This window comes from Mesorhizobium sp. WSM4807, assembly GCF_055811615.1.
This window is the reverse complement of sequence record NZ_JBVVQY010000030.1, coordinates 38,429-63,430: the sequence shown is the minus strand read 5'-3', so window position 1 is coordinate 63,430 and position 25,002 is coordinate 38,429. Positions and strand designations below refer to the sequence as shown.

Here is a 25,002-nt window from a genome sequence, read left to right as displayed (position 1 = left end):
GCGCTCTGCTAATTTCTAGACTGAACTGGACGTAAAATCATGTCTGCCAAGGAAATCAAATTCGCTACCGATGCCCGCGACCGGATGCTTCGCGGCGTCGAAATTCTGAACAACGCCGTCAAGGTGACGCTCGGCCCCAAAGGCCGCAATGTCGTCATCGACAAGGCCTATGGCGCGCCGCGCATCACCAAGGATGGTGTCGCCGTCGCCAAGGAAATCGAGCTTGCCGACAAGTTCGAGAACATGGGCGCCCAGATGGTGCGCGAAGTGGCCTCGAAGACCAACGACTTCGCCGGCGACGGCACGACGACAGCCACGGTGCTGGCCGCTTCCATCCTGCGCGAAGGTGCCAAATTCGTTGCCGCGGGCATGAACCCGATGGATCTCAAGCGCGGCATCGACCTTGCTGTGGCTGCTGTGGTGAAGGACATTCAAGCCAGGGCCAGGAAAGTCAAATCTTCGGACGAGATCGCCCAGGTTGGTACGATCGCCGCCAATGGCGACGCGTCGGTCGGCGCCATGATCGCCAAGGCGATGAACAAGGTCGGCAATGAGGGCGTGATCACCGTCGAAGAAGCCAAGACAGCCGAAACCGAACTCGATGTCGTCGAAGGCATGCAGTTCGACCGTGGCTATCTCTCGCCCTATTTCGTCACCAATGCCGAGAAGATGCGCGCGGAGCTGGAGGACCCTTACGTTCTCATCCATGAGAAGAAGCTCGGCAATTTGCAGGCGTTGCTGCCGATCCTCGAAGCTGTGGTGCAAAGCGGTAAGCCGCTGCTGATCATCTCGGAAGACGTCGAAGGCGAGGCGCTGGCGACGCTGGTCGTCAACAAGCTGCGCGGCGGCCTCAAGGTCGCAGCCGTCAAGGCGCCAGGCTTCGGTGACCGGCGCAAGGCGATGCTGGAAGACATTGCCGTGCTCACCGCCGGCCAGATGATTTCCGAGGATCTCGGCATCAAACTCGAGAACGTCACGATCGACATGCTCGGGCGGGCTAAGCGCGTGGTCATCGAGAAGGATACGACGACGATCATCGACGGCGCCGGCGAGAAAGCCACCATCCAGGCGCGCGTCCAGCAGATCAAGTTGCAGATCGAGGAAACGACCTCGGATTACGACAAGGAGAAACTCCAGGAGCGGCTGGCGAAGCTGGCTGGCGGCGTTGCTGTCATTCGCGTCGGCGGCGCGACCGAGACGGAAGTCAAGGAAAAGAAGGACCGCATCGATGATGCGCTGAACGCCACTCGTGCAGCCGTGGAAGAAGGCATCGTTGCCGGCGGCGGTGTTGCGCTTTTGCGCGCCAAGGCAGCTTTGACTGAGCTTACTGGCGCGAATGCTGACATGACGGCAGGTATTTCGATTGTGCTGAGAGCACTTGAAGCGCCGATCCGCCAGATTGCCGAGAATTCCGGCGTTGAAGGTTCGATCGTCGTCGGCAAGCTCTCCGACAGCAAGGATCACAATCAGGGCTTCGACGCCCAGAACGAAGTCTATGTCGACATGATCAAGGCCGGTATCGTCGACCCCGCCAAGGTCGTTCGGACGGCCCTGCAGGATGCCGGCTCGATTGCCGCGCTCCTGATCACCGCTGAAGCAATGATCGCGGACATTCCGCAGAAGGTTTCGCCCGCTATGGGTGGCGCAGGAGGTATGGGCGGAATGGGCGGAATGGACTACTGAGCGGCGCCTGAGACTATAGCCAGGACGACGGAAGGCCAGCGACGCGGGCACATGCGAGCCGATATCTCGGCGATCATCGGTTCGCTCGACATCGTGTTCGGGGAGATCGATCGATAGGCTCGTCGCTGTCGTATTTGCTGCTAAAAATGGTCTTGGAGACAAAAACATGACCGACACTCTTGCCGAGAAAACATGTACGCCTTGTCGCGGCGGCGTCCCGCCGCTCACGCGTGATGAAGCCCAACGCTTCCAGGCACAGGCTCCCGATTGGGAGCTGGGTGACGATGCCCACCGCATCCAACGGAGCTTTCGATGCCGCAATTTCCGGGACGCGCTCGCCCTTGTTCAGGAGATCGGTGAGCTCGCCGAAACCGAAAGCCATCACCCCGACATCAGCTTCGGCTGGGGTTATGTGACGGTTTCCCTGAGCACCAAGAAGATAAAAGGACTGCACGAGAACGATTTCATCATGGCGAGCAAGATCGATCGGGTGTTCGATCGCTCGGGACGGCCCCTCGACCGCCAGCAGTGACACGGCAAAAATTGGTCGCGTTATTGGGCCCCGACCGGCAAGCAGTTTGGCCGCCTAAGCGCCGGCCGGAGGACTTCGGCTGGCGCTCTTCGTTTGTTAGGCCTGCCTGAGCCTGGGAGCGCTCATGGCTCACCAGGCTTAATGCTCTACATCGTTCTTCAGCAGAGGAGAGCGAAGAATGAGTTCAGATCAGAACAGGAACACACACGAATTCGTGGTCGCGGATGTTCAGTTAGCCGACAACGAAACCGATGACGGCGTGGCGCTGATGCTCACGGATGCCCGTGGCGGCCGGGTACGGCTGCATCTAAATGGTGACATGGCCGAGTTGCTGCGCGAGAGGGTCGCATTTGCGCTCGACAGGAACACGGGACCGTAGCGCAGGCTATGGCCCGGCCCTGCGAATGGTCGCCTTTGCCGAGGCCGCTTCCACCGTAGCTGGCAGTAGGCGGCGAGGCGCCGCCCGTTCGAGTTCGCTGGATCACGACAAGATAATGCAGATAGCGGGAGCCGCTTCGATGCTGCAGCTTTCCGAGGTTATGCTCTCGGAGGGCGGTAGTATTCGAAGGCCTCCCGAATTGCCTCTACCGCGCGTCTTTCCTGGCTGGGGGAGCCTGGTTTCGCCGGCTTAAAGCCTATTGGGCTCGGCAGTCCGCGCTCTCGCGACACAACAAGAAAGGTGATGTCCGGTAGCCCCTTGGAAGTCTCCTCCCGGCTGATCTCATCCAGGACTGGCTTCCAATATCCCATGTCCGGAATGCCGACTGCACGACTCAATTCCGCGTATGTGATCATTAGGCCTCTGGTCGCGCGCCTGATTAACTCCGCGCGAATCGCATCCTTTCGGTCCGCGAATGGTACCGGCATAATATGCTCCCCTGACAAAGCTAAGCCCGACCCGGTTCCTTCAACGTTCGAATGGCAGGTAGTTATGTCATTCTCCGAACAACCCAGAGCGACCGGCCCGCATGAGCGATTCCGGACACGAGTCGAAGGCGAGGATCATCTTTGAGCCGCTCAGCCTCAACCACATCAAGAAGCAGGACCTGCTGATCGGTCTCGTTTGCATTTGGCGTAATCCACCAGCGCCGATCCTCGCAGCAAAGCCCGGCTTCCGGATGCTCCTGGAGGTGCTCAATCGCATATTCGGCGTCCACTTTTCTCGGTCCGGCGTCGACGGACATTTGCTCCGTTCCTCCTCCGTCTGCGATCGCTTTGGGACTATACTTGATTATGGCGCCTGTTGAAGCGACGACCATTTTGCTTGGCTAGCCGTTGGCATGGACGGCTCGATGCAGCAGTGCTTAGCGACGCAGGGTTTCACGAAAAGAGTTCGTCGTCTTCCTGGCCGGTGAACTCCCATGGCCTGGGTCCCATGCCTGTGCGTCGTTGCGACCCGACTGCGTGACACGGGCGAGAGGCCGAGCTCGCTCATGAACTTGTGCATCAGCTCGACATTCTTGTTGGAGATGGCAAGCCAGGGCGAGGGCTGCACGTAGCCGGCTGGCGTCCTGAGCAGGGCAGGGGTATCCTTCAGCTTCTTCTCGGACTCCACCCAGCGGCCATAGGCTTGACAGTAGATCGCTCACCGTCCATCTGCCGCTGACCCTGCGCAAGCGTGGTGGCCGCAAGATCATCATCTCGCCCGCCGGCGGACAGCAATGGACCCCAGCACGGCCACGCATAGACAACACTCTGATCCGGGCGCTGGCGCGGGCGTTCCGGTGGAAACACATGCTGGAAACAGGCGAGTTCGCCACAGTGATCGAACTTGCCGCGGCCGAAAGGCTTGACCGCTCCTTCGTATCCCACGTGCTCCAGTTGACGCTGCTCGCGCCCGACCTGGTCGAAGCCATACTCGACGGACGGCAGTCCATGGGGGTTCAGCTCCAGGCGCTCGTCAGGGGTTTGCCCGTCGAATGGGAACGGCAACGGGAGTTGATGGCTACTTCCTGCTGACAATCTTCTCTGCGGCCGCCCTCAGAGAAGCCAGGCCAGCGACTGGCGAAGTAATGTCGTCCCATCCTTGTGGAACCACCGGCCATGGCTGAAGATCACGCGCTTTGGCTGCAAAGCCACGAGGCGCTCCACGGCCGCCTTCGCCTGCTCATGCTTCCGTTTGATGATCATCCGCAGGTAAATGGGGGCCTTCCCCACAGGTGCCGTGACGCCTAAGAGGCGCGCCGCCGGCCTGATGATGAACGGCAGCTTTTCCGGCTCGAGATTCAGAACTAGATCCGTAAGCACCATAGTTCGGCTGTTCTTATGATAGAACGCGACTTCGGTGAACCCACCGGCTCCTGGAACGAGAACCTGATCGAGATCTTTCGACCAGGCTTCCGGCGCCGCTGTGGCCAGATCGTGATCGATCCTGACGCCAGCCCGGCGGACCTGTGCCCGATGGCGCAAGCCCGGAACGGCCCAAGTCGACGCTCCCTGCACATGGTTCTGCCACTCCTTGAGGAAGGTCCAGTGTGCACTGTTTGGCGCAACCAGATGCACTATCGGACCAATCTGCTCGAGCTGCTTTCTCAGCTCAAAAGCGAACCGTGTTGGTGAATGCAGCAGGAGACCGCCATTCCCGAGCTGGATAACCGTCATGCGCACCGGGACTGGGATGCCCATCACGCTCAGCGGTCCGCTGTCGACGATCCAGATCCCAGGGGCGACAGGCTTGGCGACATCAAGAGGAGGGTAGGTAGCGTCTTCGGGCTTCATGGTTGTGCTCCAATTCAGCTTGGAGCTGGCGCAACACGCTTCGAGAGGATCTGTTCCGGGGAACTGCGTGATGGCCTAGTTCGTCTGCTGGCCGAAGCAAATCATTATGTTGCAACATACCAACGGCAGCTTTGCGCCGATATCGGCCGTAGAGGTGAGCTTTGCCGCTTCCTGAGAGAAGACATCATTCGAACCGGTTGTTGCGCGCCCGATCTTCTTCCTGCTCGTGCCGACGTTCGGCGTCTATCCGCTCTTGGAGCCTCCTCTTTGCCTCAGCCAGGGCCTCAGCAAGAGCGGGGATATCGGCCCCGGGCAGGCCGTTCAGGAGCTTGAGGCGCTCTTCCAGCTTGGTCGCAAGCGAGCCGCTCCACCCTGAGGGATGGAGACGATTGACGAATTCGGCCAGAACTGGGCGTGGATCCGGTGCTCTTTCCAACAGATTCCCTGCGAGTGGTGTCCATTCGTGTGGCGCGCCCTCCTTCGGTCTGTTGAAGAGCAAAACTACCGATGCTGCCAGCGGATAGCGCACCGTGGGATCGCGGTCGCACCAATTGATTACGATTTCGGCGGACAGTACATCTAGGACGTTCTTGTGGAAGCGTAGGAGATCGTTGAGAAGGCGTACGCTTGCCCGTTGCGACTTCAGATCGCCGGAAAACAGTTCATCAAGTGTCGCGAGTGGCTGGGCCTTCAGCAGGCCCTTTACTAGGTCATCGTAGTCGTGCCCGCTGACATTATGCCTTCCGGCCGCAACCATGAGCTTGCGGCAAAGCGCTTTCGCGACAGGAGCGCCTTCTTCTCCGACCAGAGAGGCTGTGACGACAGCTCCTAGCTCGTGGTCCTCGCGCGTCGTGCGGCTATCTTTTGTGCTGAATTCAAACCCAGCGAGTATCAGGCGTCCGGCCTCGCGGACCTCAGGCAGCGGCTGGCGCGTCGCGCTACCGTCCGAGTGCAGGCGCATCCAGACTATCTCAAGTCCAACCGCGCAGCCGTCGGGCTTACGCGCGATGGCGAGCACCAAATCACGGAAGTCCGGCCCCGGTACGTTGTCGGAGACACGGCCATATGCAAGACTGTAGTAAGTATTGATCTGTGCCTTACCGAGCTCAATCGCGCGATGCAGCCGCTCAAGAGCACGCGCGTCGATGTCTACTGTTGCCTGCAGAATCGGGAACCACGCGGCAAGGGCTGGGTGCTCCAGCGCTTCATCAAGGACGGCGTCGGCAAGCGCAGCGTCGCGCTTGTTTAGCCCGCCTAAGAAACCGCTCAGGAGCCGCAGGCTCGCGTTTTCGGTTGCTGCAAACTGTACAACGATAGTGTCCCACATCGCGCGCGGGCTTTCAGCGGCCTCCGCCAATGCCGCACCGAAGGGAGCCGCATTAGCGTTCTCGCCCATCAACTCCAAAAGCACAGTTTTGAACGTATCCTCGTCCGCCGCGACGTCATGGCCGAGCTCACGTATCGCCGCCGCCGAGCGCGCAGCACGTTCAGCGTAGCACGCGGTCGGGTCGCTCCCGCCTTCGTCCTCGTCATCATCGTCATCATCGTCATCATCGAAGTCGTCCAGGTCGAGGCTTCCGGCGCGCGCGCCGATGACAAGCCCGAGCACTTTGCTGACGAGATCCTTGGGCCGAAGAAAATCCTCCAGCGCCGTCAAGCGGTCGCGAATCTCAGGGTCCATATCCTTGCCGCCATAGGCGCGGGTCTGGCGTGCCGCGATCCAGCCGTCGCGCCAGAACGACGTGGCGGCGATCGCGCGGGCGAGTTGGTCCAACTCCTCCGCCCGACCCGTATCGCTCCAAAGACCCCGAAACTCCCGCGCGATGGCCTTCTGCACCTCCCCAGCCACCTGGCTGTCCGACAGGGCAAACTTTCCTGCGAGTTTCAGCACGCGGTCGAACCATGCGCGCACGTCCGCGCCGGTGGGGGGGTAGTAGCCATAGTCCCGGGAGCGCGCGCCGAAGTCGAATTCATAGTGTGAGGAGAAGTGGCGTGTTTTCATCATCGCTTCGAGCGCTTTGATGCCGAGTGGGCGCACGGCCTCGTCCTGGGAGGCCAGCAGCGCTTCCGCGGCCTTCACACGCATCTCGACCGGCGCATGCGTGCCGGACAGAGCAATGTGAAAGAGCGATTCCACGACCCGCGTCGCTTCGTTGTCATTGGTATCGCCGCTTGGAAGCGCCGCGAATTTCACCAGCAAAGCGAGGGCGCGCTCGAAGAAGGCAGGTTCGTAAGCGAGCAAGCGCAAGAGCCGAACGAAATGCGTGCAGTGGCGGAGCGTGGTTTCATCGGCGCCGGACAATGCATTCGCCAGCGCGGCCAAGACGGTCTCCGGCGCGACCGGTGCGATGTTGGTAAACATCGCGCGGCCAAGCTCGGTGAAATTCGGCAGGTCGCTGAGCAGACCGTCCGGCGCCACCCACGTCTTCACGATGGCTTGGGCTTCCTTGCTGTCATCAAGATACCCGAGACGCCGCGAGAAGGAGCGGAGAAGACGTTCGGACGCATTGTCGACAAGCACCGACTTCACCTTGGCCGGCGCAATGGTCTGAAGTGCCCTCTTGGCGAGGCGATTTGCAATGGCATGCGGCAGCACCGCGCGCCATTCTGCACGCGCCTGCACGAGGTCCCGTTGCTTGAGCTCTGCCACCCCGGCGTACATCTCGTCGGCCGATTTGCCGACGAGGCTGCCGAGGACTGGAAGCTCCGCTTCGCCGCCTTCGAGCGTCTCGCCGTTGAACGAATAGACCAGCGAGCACCCTTGCGCGACCAGAAGGAGCGAGGGGTCTGGGTCGTGGCGCTGCTGAAAGAGACGCTTGAACAGCTCTTCCTCGTTCAAGCCTGCAACGGTCTCGGTTTTCTCGATCCGCGAGGCCAGCGCCAGGGCAACCCGGGCATTGCCGCCGGAGAACTCCGCAATGGTGTGCGCATCGATCTGCGAGAGGTGGGGGTACCGCCGGCCCACCAGCTTCTCGATCAGCGATACGGAAGACGTTTCCAAGACGAAGACGTCGGTGCCCTCCGGCTGGTCCTCCCGGATGTCGTACTCGATGGTGATCCCGCTGATTGTCGAACTGCTCGACCGCGCGACTTCCGAAATCCGCCGGTGCAGTTCGGGCGTGCAATTATCGACCACCAGGATAGCGAGGGTCCGTCCGGCGATCAGGTCCGAGGCAAGCCCGGCGGGCGGCGGCTTGGGCTCGTCGGCTTCATTGGTGTAAATCGCAAGTGACGGATCGAGCGCGCCTTCGCCAACGCTTGCGTCAAACAGCGCCTCGGCGAGTCGCGTTTTGCCGACACCAGAAAGCCCGACAAGCCGCACCACATGCCCCGGCGTGGCAAGCACTTTCCGGATACGGTTGATGCCCTCGATAGCGGAAGCCCCGTCGCCTTCATCCTTGTCGCCCGTCAAAATGCGCGCCTTGTCATCGGCGATGTAGTTTGCGTCCACGCCCGCAGGCGCAAACGACCATGAACCATGAGACTGCCATCCCGGCATCGCTTTGCCGATCCGCGCGCGCACCCACGGAATCTGCCCGGGATGATTCCGAACCCATGTCGCGATCCGGTTACGGTCATAAAAGTCGAGCGTGAGCTTGCCTTCGGCAGGCGTGCCCTTGATAGCTTCGGCCATCGCGTTGCGGCGGTCGGTCAGCGCCGAGTCCGATGTCGAGCCCGTAGAACTCACGATAATGTAGGCGCCGCCGGCATCAGCGAGCTCATTGATGACGGGCCGCAAGACGCCCTTCGGATTCATCTCCTTCAGAATCTCAGCCCGCGGCATGTCCGGCTTCTTGACCTGCACGCCGGTTGCTGGCTTCGGCACGAAGCCGTCGATTGCCGTCCCGGCCGGGAGCGCCACGCGAACATCAAGACCGCCGTCGCTTGCGTCTTGATTTCCACCGTAGGTGACGGCGGACGTGGGCAGGCCTCCTCGACGCATCTCGGTCTCGCAGAGAAGGCCAACTAGGGTGCGCAAGTCTGCGTCGCCAAGAGCGGCGATGTCGTCGCCAGTGATATCGAACATGGGAGCAAGCTAGGAAGCGCTCATCGGGCCGTCAATCGCAAAGAAGGACGGCCGATAACTCGTGCGAGTATTACCTGTGCGTCGCCTTTGCCATGAGCGGCGCGAGGATAACTGGAACCGCAGCTCTCGAACTTGCCGCCCTTGGGAAGAAGTACGCCTTGGCCACGATGTGCATTGGCGTGGGCCAGGGGATCGCTATCGCACTGCAGCGGGTCTAAATAAGTGGGCGACGACCTTAGTTAGACATCCTGACTTCGGACGGCAGCGTCAGCGGACGCCGGCGGTGGCGGTCAGCACCCGAGCAGGCTCCCAACTAGCGAGACAAACGTCCAGAGCGGAGGCCTCGGCTTAGTCAAGCATACCTACGGAATGATGCGCCTGGCCGGTGACAAATGAATCTCTGCTGCACCGCCGATGATATGGGGAGGCGCTCGCAAATCGCGCCCTACGCGCGGGTTGATCGGTTGATCAACATCAAAGCTTGAATATGAGAAATGCGCTAACTGTGACGGCGGTGGTCACGGTGGCTCGAGTGTCAGCAGATGTGGTAAGGTTGAGTGTCGGCGAGTAGCAGAGGTCCAGCAACAATGACTTTGAGGCGAACCAGAGCTTACGGCGCATCCGGCTTGGTTCTAGCGGTTTGCACTGTGTTTGCTTGGCAGAACGCCACTGCTGCTCACAATTGCCACGCAGCCGCGACGCCTGGCGTCAATTGGCACGAGTGTGACAAGAAGCTTCTCATCCTAGAAGGACAGGACCTGAGCGGGGCGAACCTGTTCGGTGTTGATTTCACTTCGACCGACCTCAGGAACAGCAATCTCCTTGCGGCAAATCTTGAGAAGGCAACGCTTGTGCGTGCTTCCCTGGCCGACTCGACCGCCAAAGGCGCCCGGTTCGACAGAATCGAGGCCTACAGGACCGACTTCAGCCGTATGGACGCGCAGGGCGCTGTGTTTGCGAGCGCGGAAATGCAGCGCTCGAATTTCCAGGACGCCAATCTGACCAATGTTGATTTCACAAAGGCAGAATTGGGGCGTGCGCAGTTCCATGACGCCGATATCAGCGGCAGCCGCTTCTCGTTTGCCAATCTCGCACGGGCGGACTTCCGAGGAGCGACGTTCACCGCGCCGATAGACTTTGACCGCGCCTTTTTCTTTCTGACCCGTATCGAGGGCGTCGACCTTTCCAATTCGGCGGGTCTGTCCCAGTGGCAGCTCAACATGGCTTGCGGAGACGCCCGGACCGAGTTGCCTTCTGGCTTGACGAGGCCTGAAGATTGGCCCTGTCAATTCCAGCAGGAATAGTTGTCGGCAAGCGAACTGCGGCAATGCTGCACCCGACAGGATTCGAACCTGTAACTTCTGCCTTCGGAGGGCGCAGATCCTCCGCCAAAGTGGCACGTTTCTGCGGTATTGCTATTGGCGAAATCGCGGCCGAAGGGTGTTTGTGCCCTTTCCGTTCACCGCTACCGGTTCAATCGAACCGGTAGCTCCTGTCCGAATAAATGGCAGCAACTCTTGCATCGTCGAGAATGACTACCATCGTCGTGTTTATCAATTCAGAAGCGCTATCGCGCCAGCAAGCTGGACTGCGACGCCTGTGCCCTGAAGCTGGCGCCAGATGCCATTGCGGGCTTCCTTGCTGAATATCGTGCTGAGCAAAAGCGACTGAACGCCATGAACCGCGAACGGCAAAGGGAAGTCGAAAGGCGGCATGCCGGCATCGACAGGCAGATCACTAACATCGTCGATGCCATCGCTGACGGTGTCGCGACGACCAGCATGAAATCGAAGCTGCTGGACCTCGAACGTGAAAAGGAGGATCTGGCCCGAGAGCTTCAGGCGATGGCGGTCGCAGACAGCATCGTGGAGTTTCATCCGGCAGCGGTGACGGTTTACCGTCGGAAGGTAGTCGAGCTTCAGGACGCGTTGCAATCCGATCAGCGCGAGCGCCACAAGGCGGCCAGGATCATCCGCTCACTGGTCACGGGGATCGAGATCATGCCGACCGAGGGTAGGGGACAGGTTGAGCTGAAAGTCCGCGGTGCGCTGGCGGAGCTTCTCAACCTGCCAAATCGTAAACCAGGAACAGCGCCTAGCGCTGCAGTGATGGTAGAGGGAGAGGACCTGAAATCCAACCTTCTCCACCCCGACTTGCAACCTGCCCCATCACGTTGCCGCCATGCACCACCGCCCACGGCGAAGCCGGGAACGTTGCACGCTTCCTTGACCTTCTTAACGATGTCCGGCAGGGCGCCACCGCCTTCTCGACACTCCGACACTGCCATCAGCGCCACCTTCAAAAGCCGGCCTAAGTTTTTTAACGGAGGCGGGGAACATGGATGCTGCCTCGCGGTTGGACCTCAGAAAGCCAATTCCAGCCTGAAGGAAAGCGGCCGAGCTCGCTCTCACGACGCCGCGAACCGGGCCTACGGGAGATTAAGCATGCGAGCGCTGGTTTGGCATGGAAAAGAAGACATACGTTGCGATGAGGTTACCGATCCCGAAATCGAGGACCCGCGCGACGTCATCGTCAAGGTGACGAGCTGCGCGATCTGCGGCTCGGACCTGCACCTCTATCACAACCTCATTCCGGCAATTCTGCCCGGCGACATTATGGGCCACGAAATGATGGGTGAGGTGGTGGAAGTTGGATCCGGGGTAAACAGCGCCCTTAGGAAGGGAGACCGCATCGTCGTTCCCTTCACCATCATTTGCGGGGAATATGACCAGTGCAAGCGCAAGAACTTTTCGGTCTGCGAACGTACATGGTCGTGCCGCCGATGTACCCCGTGGCGGCGGCACTGCCCGCTTCAGCCGAAGACAATGTCTCCAGCATCGACGGAGATGGTAGTACCTTTTTCACCTCGCACCGCGGCGGGCACATCCGGCAGGGCACAGATGATGGCGCGTCCACCGGTTACCCGGGCGAAGTCCTGCGCCGCCTCGACTTTCGGCCCCATCGAGCCCGCAGGAAAGGTGTAGGCGTCGAGCGCGTCGGGCGTAGCCGAGCGAATCGCGCGCTGTCCAGGCTTGCCCCAATCGAGATAAACAGCATCCGTGTCGGTCGCGACGACGAAAAAATCCGCCCCGATTTCCTTAGCGAGCAGGGCCGAGGCACGATCCTTGTCGATCACGCATTCGACGCCGATCAGATGCCTCTCCTTGCCCGGTTCATACATCGTCGGGATGCCGCCCCCGCCGGCGGCGATCACCACCGCGTCCTTTTCAAGCAGCCACTTGATCGGGCGGAGCTGGAAAATGCGCTGTGGCAGCGGAGAGGCCACGACCCGGCGCCAATACTTGCCGTCGGGCTTGACTTGCCAACCTTTCGCCGCCGCCTCCGATTTCGCCTCCTCTTCGGTGTAAACCCTTCCAATGAACTTGGTCGGGTCCTTGAACGCAGGATCATCGGGGTTGACCTCGACCATGGTCAGAATCGTAGCGATCGGCTTTTCGAACGGCAGGATGTTGCCGAGTTCCTGTTCGACCATGTAGCCGATCATGCCCTCGGTCTCTGCCCCGAGCACATCCAACGGAGAGTCTTCGCCCTCGTAAGCGATCTCCTGGAGGGCTAACAGTCCGACCTGCGGGCCGTTTCCGTGAGTGATGACGGTCTGGTGCTCCAGGCATAGCGGCGCCAAGGCTTCGGCTGCGACCTTGGCATTCTTGCGTTGATTGGTGGCGGTCATGTCCTCGCCGCGTTTCAAAAGCGCGTTGCCGCCGAGTGCTACCACCACGCGTCCCATGGCTCAGGCCCCCAGCGTGGCGACAAGGATCGCCTTGATCGTATGCATGCGGTTTTCCGCCTGCTCGAAGGCGATGTTCATCGGGCTCTCGAATACTTCCTCAGTTACCTCCATTTCGGTGATACCGAACTTCTCGGCCATTTCTTTGCCGACCTTGGTGTCGGTGTTGTGGAAGGCCGGCAGGCAGTGCATGAACTTCGCGTTCGCGTTGCCGGTCGCCTTGATCACCTTCATGTTGACCTGGTAGGGCGTCAGCAGCTCGATCCGACTCTTCCAGACTTCCTTTGCCTCGCCCATCGACACCCAGACGTCGGTGTGCACAAAGTCGACCCCCTTAACGCCTTTCGCCACGTCGTCGGTGATGGTGATGCGCGCGCCGGTCTCGGCGGCGCGCTTGGCCGCCATCTCGCGCACATCCTCATGCGGTTGGTTCTCCTTCGGAGCCACCATGCGCACGTCGCAGCCCATGATCGCGCCCAACATCAGCAGCGAATTGCCCATATTGTTGCGTGCGTCGCCTAGGAAAGCATACGAGATCTGGGTACGCGGCTTGTCGGCATGCTCGACCATGGTCAGCATATCGGCGAGCATCTGGGTGGGGTGCCAGTCGTCGGTCAGGCCGTTATAGACCGGCACGCCGGCGTATTGGGCAAGCTCCTCGACCAATCCCTGACCGGAGCCGCGGTACTCGATGGCATCGAACATGCGCCCGAGGACGCGGGCGGTGTCCTTCATGGATTCTTTGTGGCCGATCTGGCTGCCGCCCGGATCGAGGTAGGTGATGTGGGCGCCCTGGTCGTGGGCGGCGACTTCGAACGCGCAGCGGGTGCGCGTCGAGGTTTTCTCGAAAATCAGGCAGATGTTCTTGTCCTTCAGCGCCTGCTGCTCGGAACGGGCGTACTTCGCACGCTTGAGATCGCGCGAAAGGTCGAGCAGGTAGAGCATCTCGCGCTGGGTGAAATCCGCAATCTTGAGGTAGCTGCGGCCCTTGAGATTGAATGCCATGATGTTTCTCCCTGAAATTGGTTGGCGAAGGCTCAGTAGGCAGGGTCGCGCAGGATCGGGCAGGTCATGCAGTGACCACCGCCGCGGCCGCGGCCGAGTTCCTGGCTTCCGATGGTGATGACCTCGACGCCTGCGCGGCGCAGCAGCGTGTTGGTGTGGGTGTTGCGGTCGTAGCCGATGATGACCCCGGGCTCGAGCGCGACGACGTTGTTGCCGTCGTCCCATTGCTCCCGCTCCTGCTCGAACGCGTTGCCTCCGGTGCCGATGACGTGCAGGTCGTCGAGCCCGAGCGCCTCCTTATAGACATCGAACAGGTGCTTGTTCTCCTTATGGATCTCGAGACCGGCATCGCCGCCTGGACGCAGCGAGAAGCAGTTGATCTCATCGACTACCTCGCGGAAGGCGGTTACCTTGTCGTGATCGAGGCAGGTGAACACCGTGTCGAGATGCATCGCCGCCCGCGATTTCGGCATGACGCAGGCGATAACGCGTTCGGCGGCTTGCTTGGCGAACAGCCGGTTGGCGACCTGGTTCACCGCCTGCCGTGTGGTGCGCTCGCCCATGCCGATCAGCACCACCCCCTTGCCGATCGGCATGACGTCGCCGCCCTCCATGCTGGTATTGCCCCAGTCCTCGTCGCTGTCGCCCCACCAGATCTCGAATTCGTTCTTCGTGAAAAGGGGATGGAACTTGTAGACGGCCCGCTGATAAAGCGTCTCGGGCTGGCGCGCCGGCCAGAACATCGGATTGCAGGTCACTCCGCCATAGATCCAGCAGGACGGGTCGCGCTGGAACAGCGCGTTCGGGACAGGCCGGACCACAAACTCGCTCGCTGACAGCACCTCTTGCATGATGGGCGTCACCATGTCGGCCGGTAGGTCATCGCGCACAATGCCGCCGAGCAGGTGCCGCGCGAGGGCATGACCGTCCAGTTCGTCGAGCCATGGTCGCAGGATTCGCGAGAGCGTGGGACCGACCTGATTGTCCGTTATTCTCCGGTCCAGAACGAACTTACGACCCTCCGGCACCGTGTCGAAGACTTCCGTCAGCAGGTCCTGGATGTCGTAAACCTCGATGCCGCGGTCCTTCATTTTAAGTACGAAGTCGGCATGATCGGATCGTGCCTTCTGCACCCAGATCACGTCGTCGAACAAGAGATCGTGGCAGTTACCCGGCGTCAGCCTTTCGTGCGCCAGCGACGGGCGCGACACCATCACTTTGCGGAGCTTGCCGATTTCCGAATGAACACCGAGTTGCATAGTCGAACCTCCCTTACTTGAGACCGGAGGCCCCGTGGGCTCCGGCGCGGGCATTGCGCCATTTGATCAGGACGTGAATGGGAATTCCCACGAGAACGAGCAGGAAACCGAGAAAGACTGTTTGGGCCCCAGCGCCATAGATCGCCCAGAGCGAATAGGTGAAGCCAACGCCGCCCAGTATCGCGACCTTGGTGACGCCGGCGCCAGCCACTGTCCGGCCAGTCCGAATCAGGATCACAAGCTCGGCGAGCGAGCAGAGCGCGTAGGGCAGGAGGCTCGACATCACCGCAAGCAGGATGATGGTGTTGAACGCGCCCACCAGCCCTTGTGCAAAATTCATCGCGACGAGGATCGAGGCCAGAACGTTCGAAAACACCAGCGCGTTCGCCGTTGAAGAAAAGATGTCTCGCAAGCTCATACATTCTACAATCTGTTCCTACATGGCAATCGCGCCTGTGCGCCGTCGTTGCCAGACAAACACAGGAATGCCCAACAGCAAGAGCACCAGTCCGTAAAGAACGGGCTCTGCCCCGCAGCCGTAGAGCGTGAACATGGCGAATAGGAAGGCTACGATCTCGACGATCGTCACACGGGGAACATGCACGCCGCCGCTGACGCGAGCTGAAACCAGGCTGCCGGCTAGTGCGCAGAACGCGTAAGGGACGACTGCAGCCATCGTGCTCAAGCCGACGACCAGATTGTAGAACGCCGAGAAGCCCTCCGCGCCTATGGCCTGAACGAGAATGAGCAGCGTCGCCAACACGGCCGAGACCACGATTCCGATCGCCGGCACGTTTTGCTGCGAAAGGTTGCCGAACAAGGGTGGGAATAGCCCATCGCGCGCTGCCGCCATCGGCACCTGCCCCATCAGCAAGGTCCAGCCATTAAGGGCGCCGATAGATGACAGGATCACGGCGATGGAGATCGAAATCTCGCCTGCAGGCCCCCACATCGCTCGGGCTGCATCGGAGAACGGCGAGAGCGAATGGACGAGTTCGTGCCGCGGCAACACGCCCATCACCACAATCGTTCCGAACACGTAGAGGGTCGCCGCGATCACAATTCCCAGCACTGTCGAACGAGGAATCGTGCGCTCGGGATTGCGAACGTCGCCAGCCGGGACGGTCGCAGATTCAAGCCCAAGGAAGGCGAACATGGTCAGCGGCGCCAGCGCGGCAGTGGCTTGCAGCAACGGCTGGCCGCTCGGATTGAACTCGCTGAAATGCGACGTGTCTATGTAGAGCAGACCAATAACAGCTACTGCACCGAACGGCACCAGCTTGGCGTAAGTCATTACCTGAGACACGAGGCCGGCAGCTTTGACACCTCGCAGATTGATCAGGACCACAACCCAGATCGCACCGAGGGTAAAGACAACGATCATCGTCCTCCCCCGCAGAATCGGGAACAGGTCGACGACCGAACCGGCAAGGGCAACGGCGATTACTGGCAGTGACGCCCAGATCGATATCCAATAACCCCAAGCAACCAGAAAGCCAGGGAAGTCGCCGTAAGCCAAGCGGGTGTAAGCGTAGGGTCCGCCGGTTGCGGGCGCCAATCGCGCCAGTTTCGCGAAGGTCAGGCCGAGGCAGATCGCTCCTGCACCCATCACGATCCAGATGACAATGGCGAGGTTGCCATAGGGAGCGAGGGCCGCGGGCGACAGATAGAAGCCCGACCCGACCATGTTGCCGACCACGATAGCCGTACACGCCGCCATACCAAGGCTTTTTGCGGTCGTGAGACCGTGCTCCGCCACAGCAACTGCAGGCCCTGCGGCAGGTGCACTTTTGGTCGGGTCCGGTGCTTGCGTTGTCAAGGAAGCGCTCAATCCGTGCTAGCAGTGGTCACAGTGCCGGTTCAAAGACCTTGAAGTACGATGATCGCCCTTCGCTCGGGCCTGCCTGGAACCTCGAAGTTCGTTGTCAATTCCGCTTACCCAGATCCCGCCAAAACTGCGACTTGCTAGGCCTCTGTCAAAGCAGACAGGCTACTTGTCAGATAACCAGTCCCTCACCGCCGACCAGCTCGTATCGAAGGAAATGGTCGCCACCACCCTGTCATCGCAACCATCGGGGAAGCCGCTACGAACCGTGCAGCCCTCGTCGGAAAGATCGGTACCCCAGTAACGAACATCGAGGGTCAGCGATTTCCAGCTGTACGAGATGCCGGCCATCCATGCGAGTTGCTCGAATGCGTCGGGATCATCGATGAACTGGTAGCCGATGCCAGCATACGCCGAGAAGTCATGCGGCAAAGGTACCCTCACGCCGCCGGCAACCCAGGTAGCGGTATTTCCACTTTGATTGAAGTCGGGAGCAAAAAATACGCGGCCGCCAACAGTAAACATGTCGTTGAAATTGTAGTCCCCCTTGGCGAAAATTTCCCCATAATCGGGGCTAACATGCTCCGGTGTATAGAAGTAGTGAACGTAACCAAGATCGAGCGACAGCGGACCGAATTCCGGCCTGATACCCGCGGCGACATCGATCTCTGCTCCTTCAAAACCTTCGCCATAGTCGACGTTGGACGACCACACATTCACATATGCCGTGCCTATAGTCGGTAGTTCGATACTAGGCTCGACATAGCCTTGGATTGCAGGTTCGCTGTTGGAGTTGGTTATACCGCGCGAAACATAGTCGGTCGTAAATGCAATGCCAAACGCAACGTCGAAGGGGACCCCCGGAGTGGCAGCGAGAGGCGGAGGGGGAGCTGTGGGCGCGATTTCCTGCTCAACTGCCTGCGTGTTTGCTGACAGCAGTATGAAAGGAATTGCAACCATTGATCGTGAGAATATTGTGGCATAGACAGTACGGGAAATGTTACGAACAAATGCGGCCATGTCGTTCCCCTGGAATCGTGTTTTCAAGCCACCCCATTCCAGAATACGCCCCTACACGTTGGTGTAAACACGGCATTCGCGTATCCTTGTGTTATTATTGCACCAGATCATGTCTCCGAGCGCCATCAATCCGGCAATGCGCTTTGAAGGAAGAAAGTCAGGACCGCCTCGTCCGGCGCGCCGAACCATTTCGCGTAGGTGTCTTGGAACTCACTGGACCTGAAGTGCCGGCTGAGCGAACGATCGACAGACAGCCGAAAATCGTCATCGTTCCTTGCCAGCGTGAGCGCGACGGGCTCATGGGTGAAGAACCTCTGCAAAATCATCAAGCTGTCCTTCTCTTCAATTTCCGCTGTGGTCTCCACCAGGATCGGCCGGGGCCCGAAGAAGACATCCGTGGCGCCTTCCAGAAGGCCACGCACGCCGGCTTCGAAGCTCTCGACTGGAACGACCTCCGCGGGAATCTGAAAGTGTTTGAGGCGCTCTGAGAGCCAGGTTTCCGCGCTCGTGCCGGCCACGACGGAAAAGGTCTGCTCCTCGAGAATATGAGCCGGCGAGGCGCGCCAGATCGGTCCCGACGGAGGGCGGCCCTCCAGCACATCCCTCAGAGCCGGGGGAGCATCCGCCCTGAGCATCGCGGCTACTCCGGACGGATAGATCGGAATCGAGAACGAGACAGTCTTTCGTCTCTCAAGAGTGACCGCGTCCGGTCCGCACAGCAGATCGACCTTGCCCTGCACGACTGGATCGAAACCCTCCCCGACAGTCACAGGCACCCATTCGATCTCCAGGTCAGAAAGATTGAGCTCGGCTCTGATCTCTTCGGCAATCTTTTGGCACAACGAAACCGAATAGCCGGCGGGACCACCCGATTGCTCCGCGAACGAGAACGGCCGCACGTCCGGCCGGTAGCCGAGCAAGAGCTTGTGCGCCTCGCGGATGCGGTCCAGCGTGGCGGCCGGGGATGGAACCGTATACAAAAGCCCCAACGCAAACGCGACTGCCAGGACTAGCAAGGTCTGCCGGTGGCTATGATGCCGCAATGAAAACTGTTGGGCGCGTTGCATGTTTAGTCTCCTCTCGAGGGCCTTGCTCCCCGGCAGTCAAGGGGCCGTGGTTGGTTCGACCGCCTCGCGCTGCCTGGTCGCGAAGCGAGGCGCGATAAAGCCCCAAATGATAAAGGTAAGCGCCGTCACCAGCATGCCGCCCATGACAGCCTCGTGCCCTGATGCGTAGAGGGCATAGGTGCTGTAAAGCATGGCCACTAAAGCAACAGCGACATTTGCCCGGTACTTTGTCCCGGCAATGTTCGCGGTCTTCATCATCATTATGAGCGCAGACAGAGCGATGATGTAAGGAATCACGTTCGTCACGACCGCGAGATTCACTAGAGCCGAGAACTGCTCGCTCAGCGTAGGCGAGATCGTCATCAGTGCCAGCAGCGATTGCACGACGCCGAGAACGATCATTCCCGTGACCGGCGCACCCATGCTGTTTACTCGCGAAAAGAATGCGGGGAACATGCGTTCGTCGGCAGCCGACTTTCCGGTCTGGGCGATCGTGAACTGCCAGCCGAGCAGCGAGCCGAGGCAGGCAAGAATTGCGAGCGCCATGACAATGTTTCCGATAAACGGATTGAACATCTGCGCATATGCCAGCGCGAACGGGCCGGTTGACTGGGCTAGGTCGGCGTTTGGCACGATGCCCTGGATCACGGTCGTGGATAGAATATAGATCACCGCCGCGCCCAAGGTCCCGAACAGGCATGCCAACGGGACGTCGCGCTTCGGGTTCTCCACCGCAGCCGAATTCTGCGCGGCCGATTCCATGCCCAGAAAGGCCCATAGCGTCAGGGCAATGCTCGATCCCATGCCTTCCGCGAGCGAAAGCCCGTTCGGATTCCATGCCTGCGCGAAGGTCTCTGAGCTGAACCAGAACCAGCCTATGATGGATATTCCGGCAACTGGAATGATCACGCCCCAGACCGTAATCGCGCCAATCCTTCCTGTGATGCTCGGGCCGCCGAAGTTTGCAACGGTAGTCAACCAAAGCAGTGCGATAAGTCCGATGCAGGTTGCTATCGGGGTCGACGAAAGCACCGGGAAGAAGCCGGCCAGGTAGCCGACGGCGGAGATGCCAATCGCCACGTTTCCAATGGCCAGCGAAAGGAAGTAGAGCAGGAACACCAAAAAGTAGCCTGGCTTCCCGTAAGCATCTTCGGCATAGGCCGACATGCCGCCAGGACGCTGATTAAACAGGCCCGCCTGCGCGAACCCGTACGCGATCGCCATCGATCCCACTGCTGTCACAATCCAGGACAGCAGCGATATCGCACCAACCTTTGCCATGTTCGTCGGCAGCATAATGATGCCGGACCCCATCATATTCACAGCGACGATCAAGGTCAGCTGGACCAGGGTCATGCGTTTTGGCTGTTCCGGCATGGACAGTCCTCCTTAGCGTCCCCTGTGGGCCCTACTGGCGCACCACGTAGGTGTGAAACTTAATACGGCCGTTGATCTTTTCCTGGAAAACGCCCTGAACCTCGTAGTTGAATCCAGGAAACCGATTGAACGATTCTTCGAAAGCAAGGAAGTAGTCGAGCATCGGACGGGCTCTCTCGTCCCAGCGTTCGCCGGGCACGACGACGCCGATGCCAGGCGGGTAAATCAGCGCAAGCGTGGCCGATATCCGGTCTTTAATGTTGGCCAGAGGTATATAGTCGACATCGTTCGCGACGAGCGCCTCGTAAGCCTTCTTGGAAGGCATCGCGAGTTCAGGGAAGCTGGACGCCCTGAAGCATTGCAGTTGAAGTCCCTTGACGTTGGCCGCACGATAGAAGTCGTGCATCTCATTGCAGATCTTGCGGATCGTATAGCCGGCATAGCGTTGGCTGTTCGCCGCGCACACGGTCGGCAGGACCTCGGGCAACGGCGCATCGCGATCCCATAGGTTCTTGAACTTGACCAGTTTCGCAATCAGCGTGTTGAGCTTGCTCTCGTCCTCCGCCGGTGTCATGAGAAAGAGTATGCTGTTGAGATCGCACTTTTCCGGCACGACGCGCTGTTCGCGCAGATAGTTGGCCACAACCGTCGCGGGCACGCCGAAGTTCAGGTAGTCGCCGGTCCTCCGATCAATCCCAGGCGTCACCAGCGCCAGCTTGTTGGGATCGACCATCGCATAGCTGTCCACATAGCCTGAGTAGCCGTGCCACGTGGCCTCCGGATGGAAATTCCAGCATTGCTGCTCGCGCTTAAGCACGTCCGTGGGAAGGCTCTCCCATGGAGCAGCGTCAACGTCCGGGGTTATGGCGGAGCCGCGGATCGTCACCTTGTCGGGTACGAACGGGTCGAAGAACCATTTCTCTTCGTCGCCCTCGCCGTTATCCTTGTAGAATCGGCAGAATTCGCGCAGCTTTTTGCGGCAGTCAATCCCGAGCGCGATGCAACGATCCCAAAGCATCTCGCCGGCCTTGCCTTCGTGCACCTTCGCGTTTACCTCCAGCGAGGCGAACAGCGGATAGAACGGCGACGTCGACACGTTCATCAGGAAGGATTCGTTGAACCGCTTGTGCTCGATGAACCGGCGCTGGCCGCTGATATGCTGGTCGCGCTTGTGGATTTGCGATGCCTGCGAGAAGCCCGCGCCCTGCTTGTGAACGGATTGCGTGGAGAAAAGACCCGCCATCTGCGGCCCAAGGTCCTCCAGGCGCATGGGGCTATGGTCTTTGAAAAGGGGGTGGAAGGCATTGTAGCCGATCCACGCTTCGTCCCAGAGGATGTAGTCGCAGAGATGACCGATTTTCTCCATGACCTTGCGGACATTGTAGACGGTGCCATCGTAGGTTGCGAGTTGAATGCACGCGAGCCGGAAGGGGCGTTCCGCCCTGTGCCGGTTAGGATCCTTTACGAGAGGATTGGTGCGGATTTGCTCGCGGAGATAATCTTCGTCCCAAGCATTCCAGTCGACGGCGCCGATCATGCCGAAGGAATTGCGGGCGGTCGGCAGGAAGATGGGGATCGCGCCGGCCTGGACCAGTGCGCCCTGGTGTAGCGATTTGTGATTGTTGCGATCGAACAAAACCAGATCATCGTGCTTGAGAGCGGCGTTTGCCACGATCTTGTTGGAGGTGCTCGTGCCATTAAGGACGAAGTAGGTCTTGTCTGCGCCGAATACCCGTGCGGCGTAGCGCTGTGCTTCTACGGCCGGGCCCTCGTGAATGAGGAGATCTCCGAGATCAACATCGGCGTTGCACAAGTCGTTGCGAAAGATGTTCTCGCCGAAATGCTTGAAGAACAGCTGGCCGGTCGGGGACTTCTGGTAGAACTGGCCGCCCTGATGTCCCGGGCAGTCGAAGGCTATGTTGGCCTCGCCGTCATAAGCCATCAACCCCCCGAAGAATGGGGGCAACAGCGTCTTTCCGTACATCAGCAGGCTGGCGACCACCTGCTTGGCGTAGAAGGCCGGGGTCTGCTGACCGAGGTAGATATAGCCGTCAACCTCGCCCGTCTGGATGAGTACCGCCATGTCAGCGAGCTGGTGCGAGTCGGCCAGCGCCCACAGCGGCGTACGGAACCCAATTGCCCTCACCGCCCTCGCCAGGCTGCGCGCACCTTCGAGTCGATCGCCGTCGATGGATGCAATGTAGGCCCCGACGGAGGCATCCTCGGAAACGTCGCGGTTGGGACTGTCAGCGATCTCGATCTCGAAGCCATCGGCTGCGATCTGCTCGAGCAAATTCTTCGTCAGGGGATTGCTGTCGTCAACGATCGCGACGATCTTGAGTAGTTTGTGGAATGGGATCGCGGCAGTCGGGGATCTGACGTCACGAGGGATCATTTGGCTACCCCTTTCGCAATGCAGTCAATCAGGTAGCGTCTTCCCTCCGTAGTAGGCTCGAAGCGCAGCCCGTGAATGTCGGTTTCAAAGCCTGGAAACTTCTTGTCGAAGTCCCGAGCGTAGAGCAGATAGTCGTAGATCGACTTGGTTGCCTCGGTGATACGTTCACCAGGCATGATCAAAGGTATGCCTGGCGGGTACGGCACCACCATTACGCCAAGCGTTCGTCCCATCAGCGCGTCGATCTCAACGCTTTCCACACGGCCGCGCACGAGGCTTTCATAGGCATCGCAGGGCCGCATCGCCATCTCGGGCAACGTCGTGTACATCTCGCGCTGCGCCTTGGGTAGATTGTCTTCGCGACAGATCTTGTGAACCTGATCGCACAGGTCCTTGAGGCCCATTTTTCCATAAGCCCCCGGATGCGCGTCGACGAGCGCCGGTAGCACACCCTTCAGAGGCGCATTGGCATCGTAGAGTTCCTTGAAATTGAGCAGCTCCGTCACCAGCGTGCTCCACTTGCCCTTGGTGATTCCCATCGAGAACAGCACCAGGAAAGAATAGAGTCCTGTCTTTTCGATCTCGATGCGTCGCGCCGACAAGAACTTGACGACCACGGCAGCAGGGATGCCATGTTCCTGCATGTAGCTATTCGCCGACAGGCCCGGGCTGAGGATGGTGACCTTGATCGGGTCCACGAGTACATGATTGTCAGCCAGACCCTCGAAGCCGTGCCAAGGATCACCTGGTTTCAGGACCCACTCGAACCTTGTCCCGGCAGGCAGCTCAGCGATGGCATCAGGCTGCCAGACGTCGAACCACCATGAACCGTGGACCTGCTTTCTGACGGCCGCCATTGCGCGGCGGAAGCTGAGCGCCTCCTCAATGGTTTCCTGCACGAGAGCCCGGCCTGCAGGTTGTTCCATCATCGCCGCGGCGACATCGCAGGAAGCAATGATGCCGTATTGCGGCGAGGTGGAGGTGTGCATCATGAACGCGTCGTTGAAGCGGGCCATGTCCAGCCGCTTCTTCTCGGCATGCTGTACGTGGATCATGGACGCCTGCGACCAGGCAGCCAGCAGCTTGTGTGTCGAGTGGGTTGCGAAGGTGATCGCGTTGGCCGAACGCGCAGGACTGGCCGACGAGATGCCGTGATAGCCATCGTAGAATTCGTGGAAATTGGCGTAAGCGTACCAAGCCTCGTCGAAATGAAGTATCTCGACAGAATTGCCGATGGTCTGCTTTACCGCATCGATATTGTAGCAAAGACCGTCATAGGTTGAGTTGGTCATCACCATCAGGCGGACCTTGCCGTCGGTCTCCTTGGCAAACTCACTCGCCGCGATCTTCTTCTTGATCGACTGTGGCGTGAACTGGTCCCTGGATATCGGACCAATGATGCCCAAGCCGTTACGGGACGGCACAAGATAGATCGGCGTTGCACCCGTCATGATCAATGAGTGCAGTATCGACTTGTGACAGTTACGGTCGCACAAAACCAGATCGCCACGGCTAACGGTTCCGTGCCAGACGATTTTGTTGGCCGTGGATGTACCGCCCACGACGAACAATGTCTCGTCCGCTCCGAAGATTCGCGCAGCGTTACGCTCGCCTTCCGCGATGGGACCGGTGTGGTCCAGGAGCGATCCAAGCTTGCCGACCGATACGGAGATATCGGACCGCAAGGTGTTTTCGCCGAAGAACTCGTAGAAGAGCAGACCGACCGGACTCTTGCGGAAAGCCACACCACCGCCGTGACCGGGCGTGTGCCAGGAGTAGCTGGCCTGCAAAGTGTATTCCATGAGCGCCTTGAACATCGGCGGTGGAAGGCGCTCGAGGTAGAGCTGCGCCGCGCGCACGATGACCCGCGCAATGAACTCAGGCGAGTCCTCGAACAGCCGCATGAAGGCATTGGCGTGCTTCAGGACCCTGGTCGGAACCATCTCGGCGGTGAGTTCGTCGCCGAAGAGGAAGATTGGCAGTCGATCGTTGCGACTGCGCTTGGACGCCAACACCTCCTCGAGGACCTGCCACCGCGTCTCGGCGTTCTCCGAGCCGTCTACGGAGATCAACCAGCACGATTCGTTATTGAAGATTTTGACGAGCCGCCGGGCATCCTCGTACGATACGCCAGCGACCACGCGGAATCCCTCTTTCTCGATCGCGGCAGCAAGCTGTTGCATCCCGCGACCGGCAGCGTTCTTGCCTTCATAGTCTTCATCGATGATGGCAATGGGGAACGCCTGGACCTCATGCATGGCTTACTCTCATTGCCTTGAGTTTCGCGGCGCGTCATAAGACGCAACCCAGGTAGTCCTACCTCTTCCAGATCAACCGAGAGTTGTG

At 59.9% G+C, this 25,002-nt stretch carries 20 protein-coding genes and 3 pseudogenes; 8 read left to right on the top strand and 15 right to left on the bottom strand.

From position 1 onward, the window contains the following. Positions 1–39 precede the first annotated feature (39 nt). The 4 genes and pseudogenes from groL to AC0L3N_RS28075 all read left to right on the top strand — a co-directional run bounded on the left by groL (position 40) and on the right by AC0L3N_RS28075 (position 2,594). Entirely contained in the window at positions 40–1,683 is a 1,644-nt protein-coding gene (gene groL, locus AC0L3N_RS28090; protein WP_473550750.1) for a chaperonin GroEL, read from the top strand. A 42-nt stretch (positions 1,684–1,725) separates the two neighbouring features. After that, positions 1,726–1,800, top strand: a pseudogene (locus AC0L3N_RS28085) (NADH-quinone oxidoreductase subunit D-related protein); the annotation flags it as partial. A 49-nt stretch (positions 1,801–1,849) separates the two neighbouring features. After that, positions 1,850–2,215 carry a 4a-hydroxytetrahydrobiopterin dehydratase gene (locus AC0L3N_RS28080; protein WP_095491315.1) on the top strand — a complete coding sequence of 122 codons (366 nt, stop codon included), beginning with the start codon at positions 1,850–1,852 and terminating at the stop codon, positions 2,213–2,215. A gap of 178 nt (positions 2,216–2,393) precedes the next feature. Beyond that, complete coding sequence (locus tag AC0L3N_RS28075; RefSeq protein WP_123149332.1) at positions 2,394–2,594, top strand: hypothetical protein; 201 nt, start codon at positions 2,394–2,396, stop codon at positions 2,592–2,594. 550 nt (positions 2,595–3,144) lie between these two features. Here AC0L3N_RS28075 and AC0L3N_RS28070 read toward each other — a convergent pair. Both AC0L3N_RS28070 and AC0L3N_RS28065 read right to left on the bottom strand, forming a co-directional pair. After that, positions 3,145–3,399, bottom strand: a complete 255-nt coding sequence (locus AC0L3N_RS28070; RefSeq protein WP_473550749.1) for a hypothetical protein — start codon at positions 3,397–3,399, stop codon at positions 3,145–3,147. A gap of 47 nt (positions 3,400–3,446) precedes the next feature. Continuing rightward, entirely contained in the window at positions 3,447–3,770 is a 324-nt protein-coding gene (locus AC0L3N_RS28065) for a P27 family phage terminase small subunit (protein ID WP_473550747.1), read from the bottom strand. 179 nt (positions 3,771–3,949) lie between these two features. Between AC0L3N_RS28065 and AC0L3N_RS28060 the strand changes: the two genes are divergently transcribed. Then, positions 3,950–4,174 (top strand): hypothetical protein, encoded by a 225-nt coding sequence (locus AC0L3N_RS28060; protein ID WP_245318963.1) that lies wholly within the window; start codon positions 3,950–3,952, stop codon positions 4,172–4,174. A 21-nt stretch (positions 4,175–4,195) separates the two neighbouring features. Here the strand turns inward: AC0L3N_RS28060 and AC0L3N_RS28055 are convergent, their stop codons facing one another. Beyond that, positions 4,196–4,933: a DUF4336 domain-containing protein gene (locus AC0L3N_RS28055; RefSeq protein ID WP_473550746.1), complete on the bottom strand. Its 738-nt coding sequence runs from the start codon at positions 4,931–4,933 to the stop codon at positions 4,196–4,198. A gap of 184 nt (positions 4,934–5,117) precedes the next feature. Next, the gene (locus AC0L3N_RS28050) at positions 5,118–8,960 is read right to left on the bottom strand and encodes a hypothetical protein (protein WP_473550745.1); all 3,843 of its coding nucleotides are present in this window, start codon (positions 8,958–8,960) and stop codon (positions 5,118–5,120) included. A 92-nt stretch (positions 8,961–9,052) separates the two neighbouring features. Here AC0L3N_RS28050 and AC0L3N_RS28045 point away from each other — a divergent pair. Both AC0L3N_RS28045 and AC0L3N_RS28040 read left to right on the top strand, forming a co-directional pair. Beyond that, positions 9,053–9,178, top strand: a pseudogene (locus AC0L3N_RS28045) (3-oxoadipyl-CoA thiolase); the annotation flags it as partial. A 369-nt stretch (positions 9,179–9,547) separates the two neighbouring features. After that, complete coding sequence (locus AC0L3N_RS28040; protein WP_006337614.1) at positions 9,548–10,264, top strand: pentapeptide repeat-containing protein; 717 nt, start codon at positions 9,548–9,550, stop codon at positions 10,262–10,264. 249 nt (positions 10,265–10,513) lie between these two features. Here AC0L3N_RS28040 and AC0L3N_RS28035 read toward each other — a convergent pair whose 3' ends face one another. Next, positions 10,514–10,915, bottom strand: a complete 402-nt coding sequence (locus tag AC0L3N_RS28035) for a hypothetical protein (protein ID WP_473550762.1) — start codon at positions 10,913–10,915, stop codon at positions 10,514–10,516. A gap of 489 nt (positions 10,916–11,404) precedes the next feature. Between AC0L3N_RS28035 and AC0L3N_RS28030 the strand changes: the two are divergent. Then, positions 11,405–11,728, top strand: a pseudogene (locus AC0L3N_RS28030) (alcohol dehydrogenase catalytic domain-containing protein); the annotation flags it as partial. 44 nt (positions 11,729–11,772) lie between these two features. Here the strand turns inward: AC0L3N_RS28030 and arcC are convergent. The 10 genes from arcC to AC0L3N_RS27980 all read right to left on the bottom strand — a co-directional run bounded on the left by arcC (position 11,773) and on the right by AC0L3N_RS27980 (position 24,914). After that, complete coding sequence (arcC, locus tag AC0L3N_RS28025) at positions 11,773–12,708, bottom strand: carbamate kinase (protein WP_473550743.1); 936 nt, start codon at positions 12,706–12,708, stop codon at positions 11,773–11,775. A 3-nt stretch (positions 12,709–12,711) separates the two neighbouring features. Continuing rightward, positions 12,712–13,713, bottom strand: a complete 1,002-nt coding sequence (locus AC0L3N_RS28020) for an ornithine carbamoyltransferase (RefSeq protein WP_473550742.1) — start codon at positions 13,711–13,713, stop codon at positions 12,712–12,714. Positions 13,714–13,745: 32 nt separating this feature from the next. Further along, positions 13,746–14,972: an arginine deiminase gene (gene arcA / locus AC0L3N_RS28015; protein WP_473550741.1), complete on the bottom strand. Its 1,227-nt coding sequence runs from the start codon at positions 14,970–14,972 to the stop codon at positions 13,746–13,748. A gap of 13 nt (positions 14,973–14,985) precedes the next feature. Beyond that, on the bottom strand, positions 14,986–15,348 hold the full coding sequence (locus AC0L3N_RS28010) for a hypothetical protein (RefSeq protein ID WP_473550739.1): 363 nt from the start codon (positions 15,346–15,348) through the stop codon (positions 14,986–14,988). 60 nt (positions 15,349–15,408) lie between these two features. After that, entirely contained in the window at positions 15,409–16,692 is a 1,284-nt protein-coding gene (locus AC0L3N_RS28005) for an amino acid permease (protein ID WP_473550760.1), read from the bottom strand. A gap of 270 nt (positions 16,693–16,962) precedes the next feature. After that, positions 16,963–17,817: a TorF family putative porin gene (locus tag AC0L3N_RS28000; RefSeq protein ID WP_473550738.1), complete on the bottom strand. Its 855-nt coding sequence runs from the start codon at positions 17,815–17,817 to the stop codon at positions 16,963–16,965. A 125-nt stretch (positions 17,818–17,942) separates the two neighbouring features. After that, the gene (locus AC0L3N_RS27995; protein WP_287246229.1) at positions 17,943–18,737 is read right to left on the bottom strand and encodes an amino acid ABC transporter substrate-binding protein; all 795 of its coding nucleotides are present in this window, start codon (positions 18,735–18,737) and stop codon (positions 17,943–17,945) included. A gap of 183 nt (positions 18,738–18,920) precedes the next feature. Beyond that, positions 18,921–20,261, bottom strand: coding sequence for a putrescine-ornithine antiporter (gene potE, locus AC0L3N_RS27990; protein WP_473550736.1), 1,341 nt, complete (start codon positions 20,259–20,261; stop codon positions 18,921–18,923). Positions 20,262–20,292: 31 nt separating this feature from the next. Further along, complete coding sequence (gene speC / locus AC0L3N_RS27985) at positions 20,293–22,656, bottom strand: ornithine decarboxylase (protein ID WP_473550734.1); 2,364 nt, start codon at positions 22,654–22,656, stop codon at positions 20,293–20,295. Then, positions 22,653–24,914 carry an Orn/Lys/Arg family decarboxylase gene (locus AC0L3N_RS27980; protein WP_473550733.1) on the bottom strand — a complete coding sequence of 754 codons (2,262 nt, stop codon included), beginning with the start codon at positions 24,912–24,914 and terminating at the stop codon, positions 22,653–22,655. The genes speC and AC0L3N_RS27980 overlap by 4 nt, the downstream gene beginning before the upstream one ends. Between the last annotated feature and the right edge of the window lie 88 nt (positions 24,915–25,002).

Bases quoted from the DNA above. Each gene is read 5' to 3' on its own strand.
- groL (WP_473550750.1), top strand. From the start codon at position 40: ATGTCTGCCAAGGAAATCAAATTCGCTACCGATGCCCGCGACCGGATG.
- AC0L3N_RS28080 (WP_095491315.1), top strand. From the start codon at position 1,850: ATGACCGACACTCTTGCCGAGAAAACATGTACGCCTTGTCGCGGCGGC.
- AC0L3N_RS28075 (WP_123149332.1), top strand. From the start codon at position 2,394: ATGAGTTCAGATCAGAACAGGAACACACACGAATTCGTGGTCGCGGAT.
- AC0L3N_RS28070 (WP_473550749.1), bottom strand. From the start codon at position 3,399: ATGTCCGTCGACGCCGGACCGAGAAAAGTGGACGCCGAATATGCGATT.
- AC0L3N_RS28060 (WP_245318963.1), top strand. From the start codon at position 3,950: ATGCTGGAAACAGGCGAGTTCGCCACAGTGATCGAACTTGCCGCGGCC.
- AC0L3N_RS28055 (WP_473550746.1), bottom strand. From the start codon at position 4,933: ATGAAGCCCGAAGACGCTACCTACCCTCCTCTTGATGTCGCCAAGCCT.
- AC0L3N_RS28050 (WP_473550745.1), bottom strand. From the start codon at position 8,960: ATGTTCGATATCACTGGCGACGACATCGCCGCTCTTGGCGACGCAGAC.
- AC0L3N_RS28040 (WP_006337614.1), top strand. From the start codon at position 9,548: ATGACTTTGAGGCGAACCAGAGCTTACGGCGCATCCGGCTTGGTTCTA.
- arcC (WP_473550743.1), bottom strand. From the start codon at position 12,708: ATGGGACGCGTGGTGGTAGCACTCGGCGGCAACGCGCTTTTGAAACGC.
- AC0L3N_RS28020 (WP_473550742.1), bottom strand. From the start codon at position 13,713: ATGGCATTCAATCTCAAGGGCCGCAGCTACCTCAAGATTGCGGATTTC.
- arcA (WP_473550741.1), bottom strand. From the start codon at position 14,972: ATGCAACTCGGTGTTCATTCGGAAATCGGCAAGCTCCGCAAAGTGATG.
- AC0L3N_RS28005 (WP_473550760.1), bottom strand. From the start codon at position 16,692: ATGGCGGCGTGTACGGCTATCGTGGTCGGCAACATGGTCGGGTCGGGC.
- AC0L3N_RS28000 (WP_473550738.1), bottom strand. From the start codon at position 17,817: ATGGCCGCATTTGTTCGTAACATTTCCCGTACTGTCTATGCCACAATA.
- potE (WP_473550736.1), bottom strand. From the start codon at position 20,261: ATGCCGGAACAGCCAAAACGCATGACCCTGGTCCAGCTGACCTTGATC.
- speC (WP_473550734.1), bottom strand. From the start codon at position 22,656: ATGATCCCTCGTGACGTCAGATCCCCGACTGCCGCGATCCCATTCCAC.
- AC0L3N_RS27980 (WP_473550733.1), bottom strand. From the start codon at position 24,914: ATGCATGAGGTCCAGGCGTTCCCCATTGCCATCATCGATGAAGACTAT.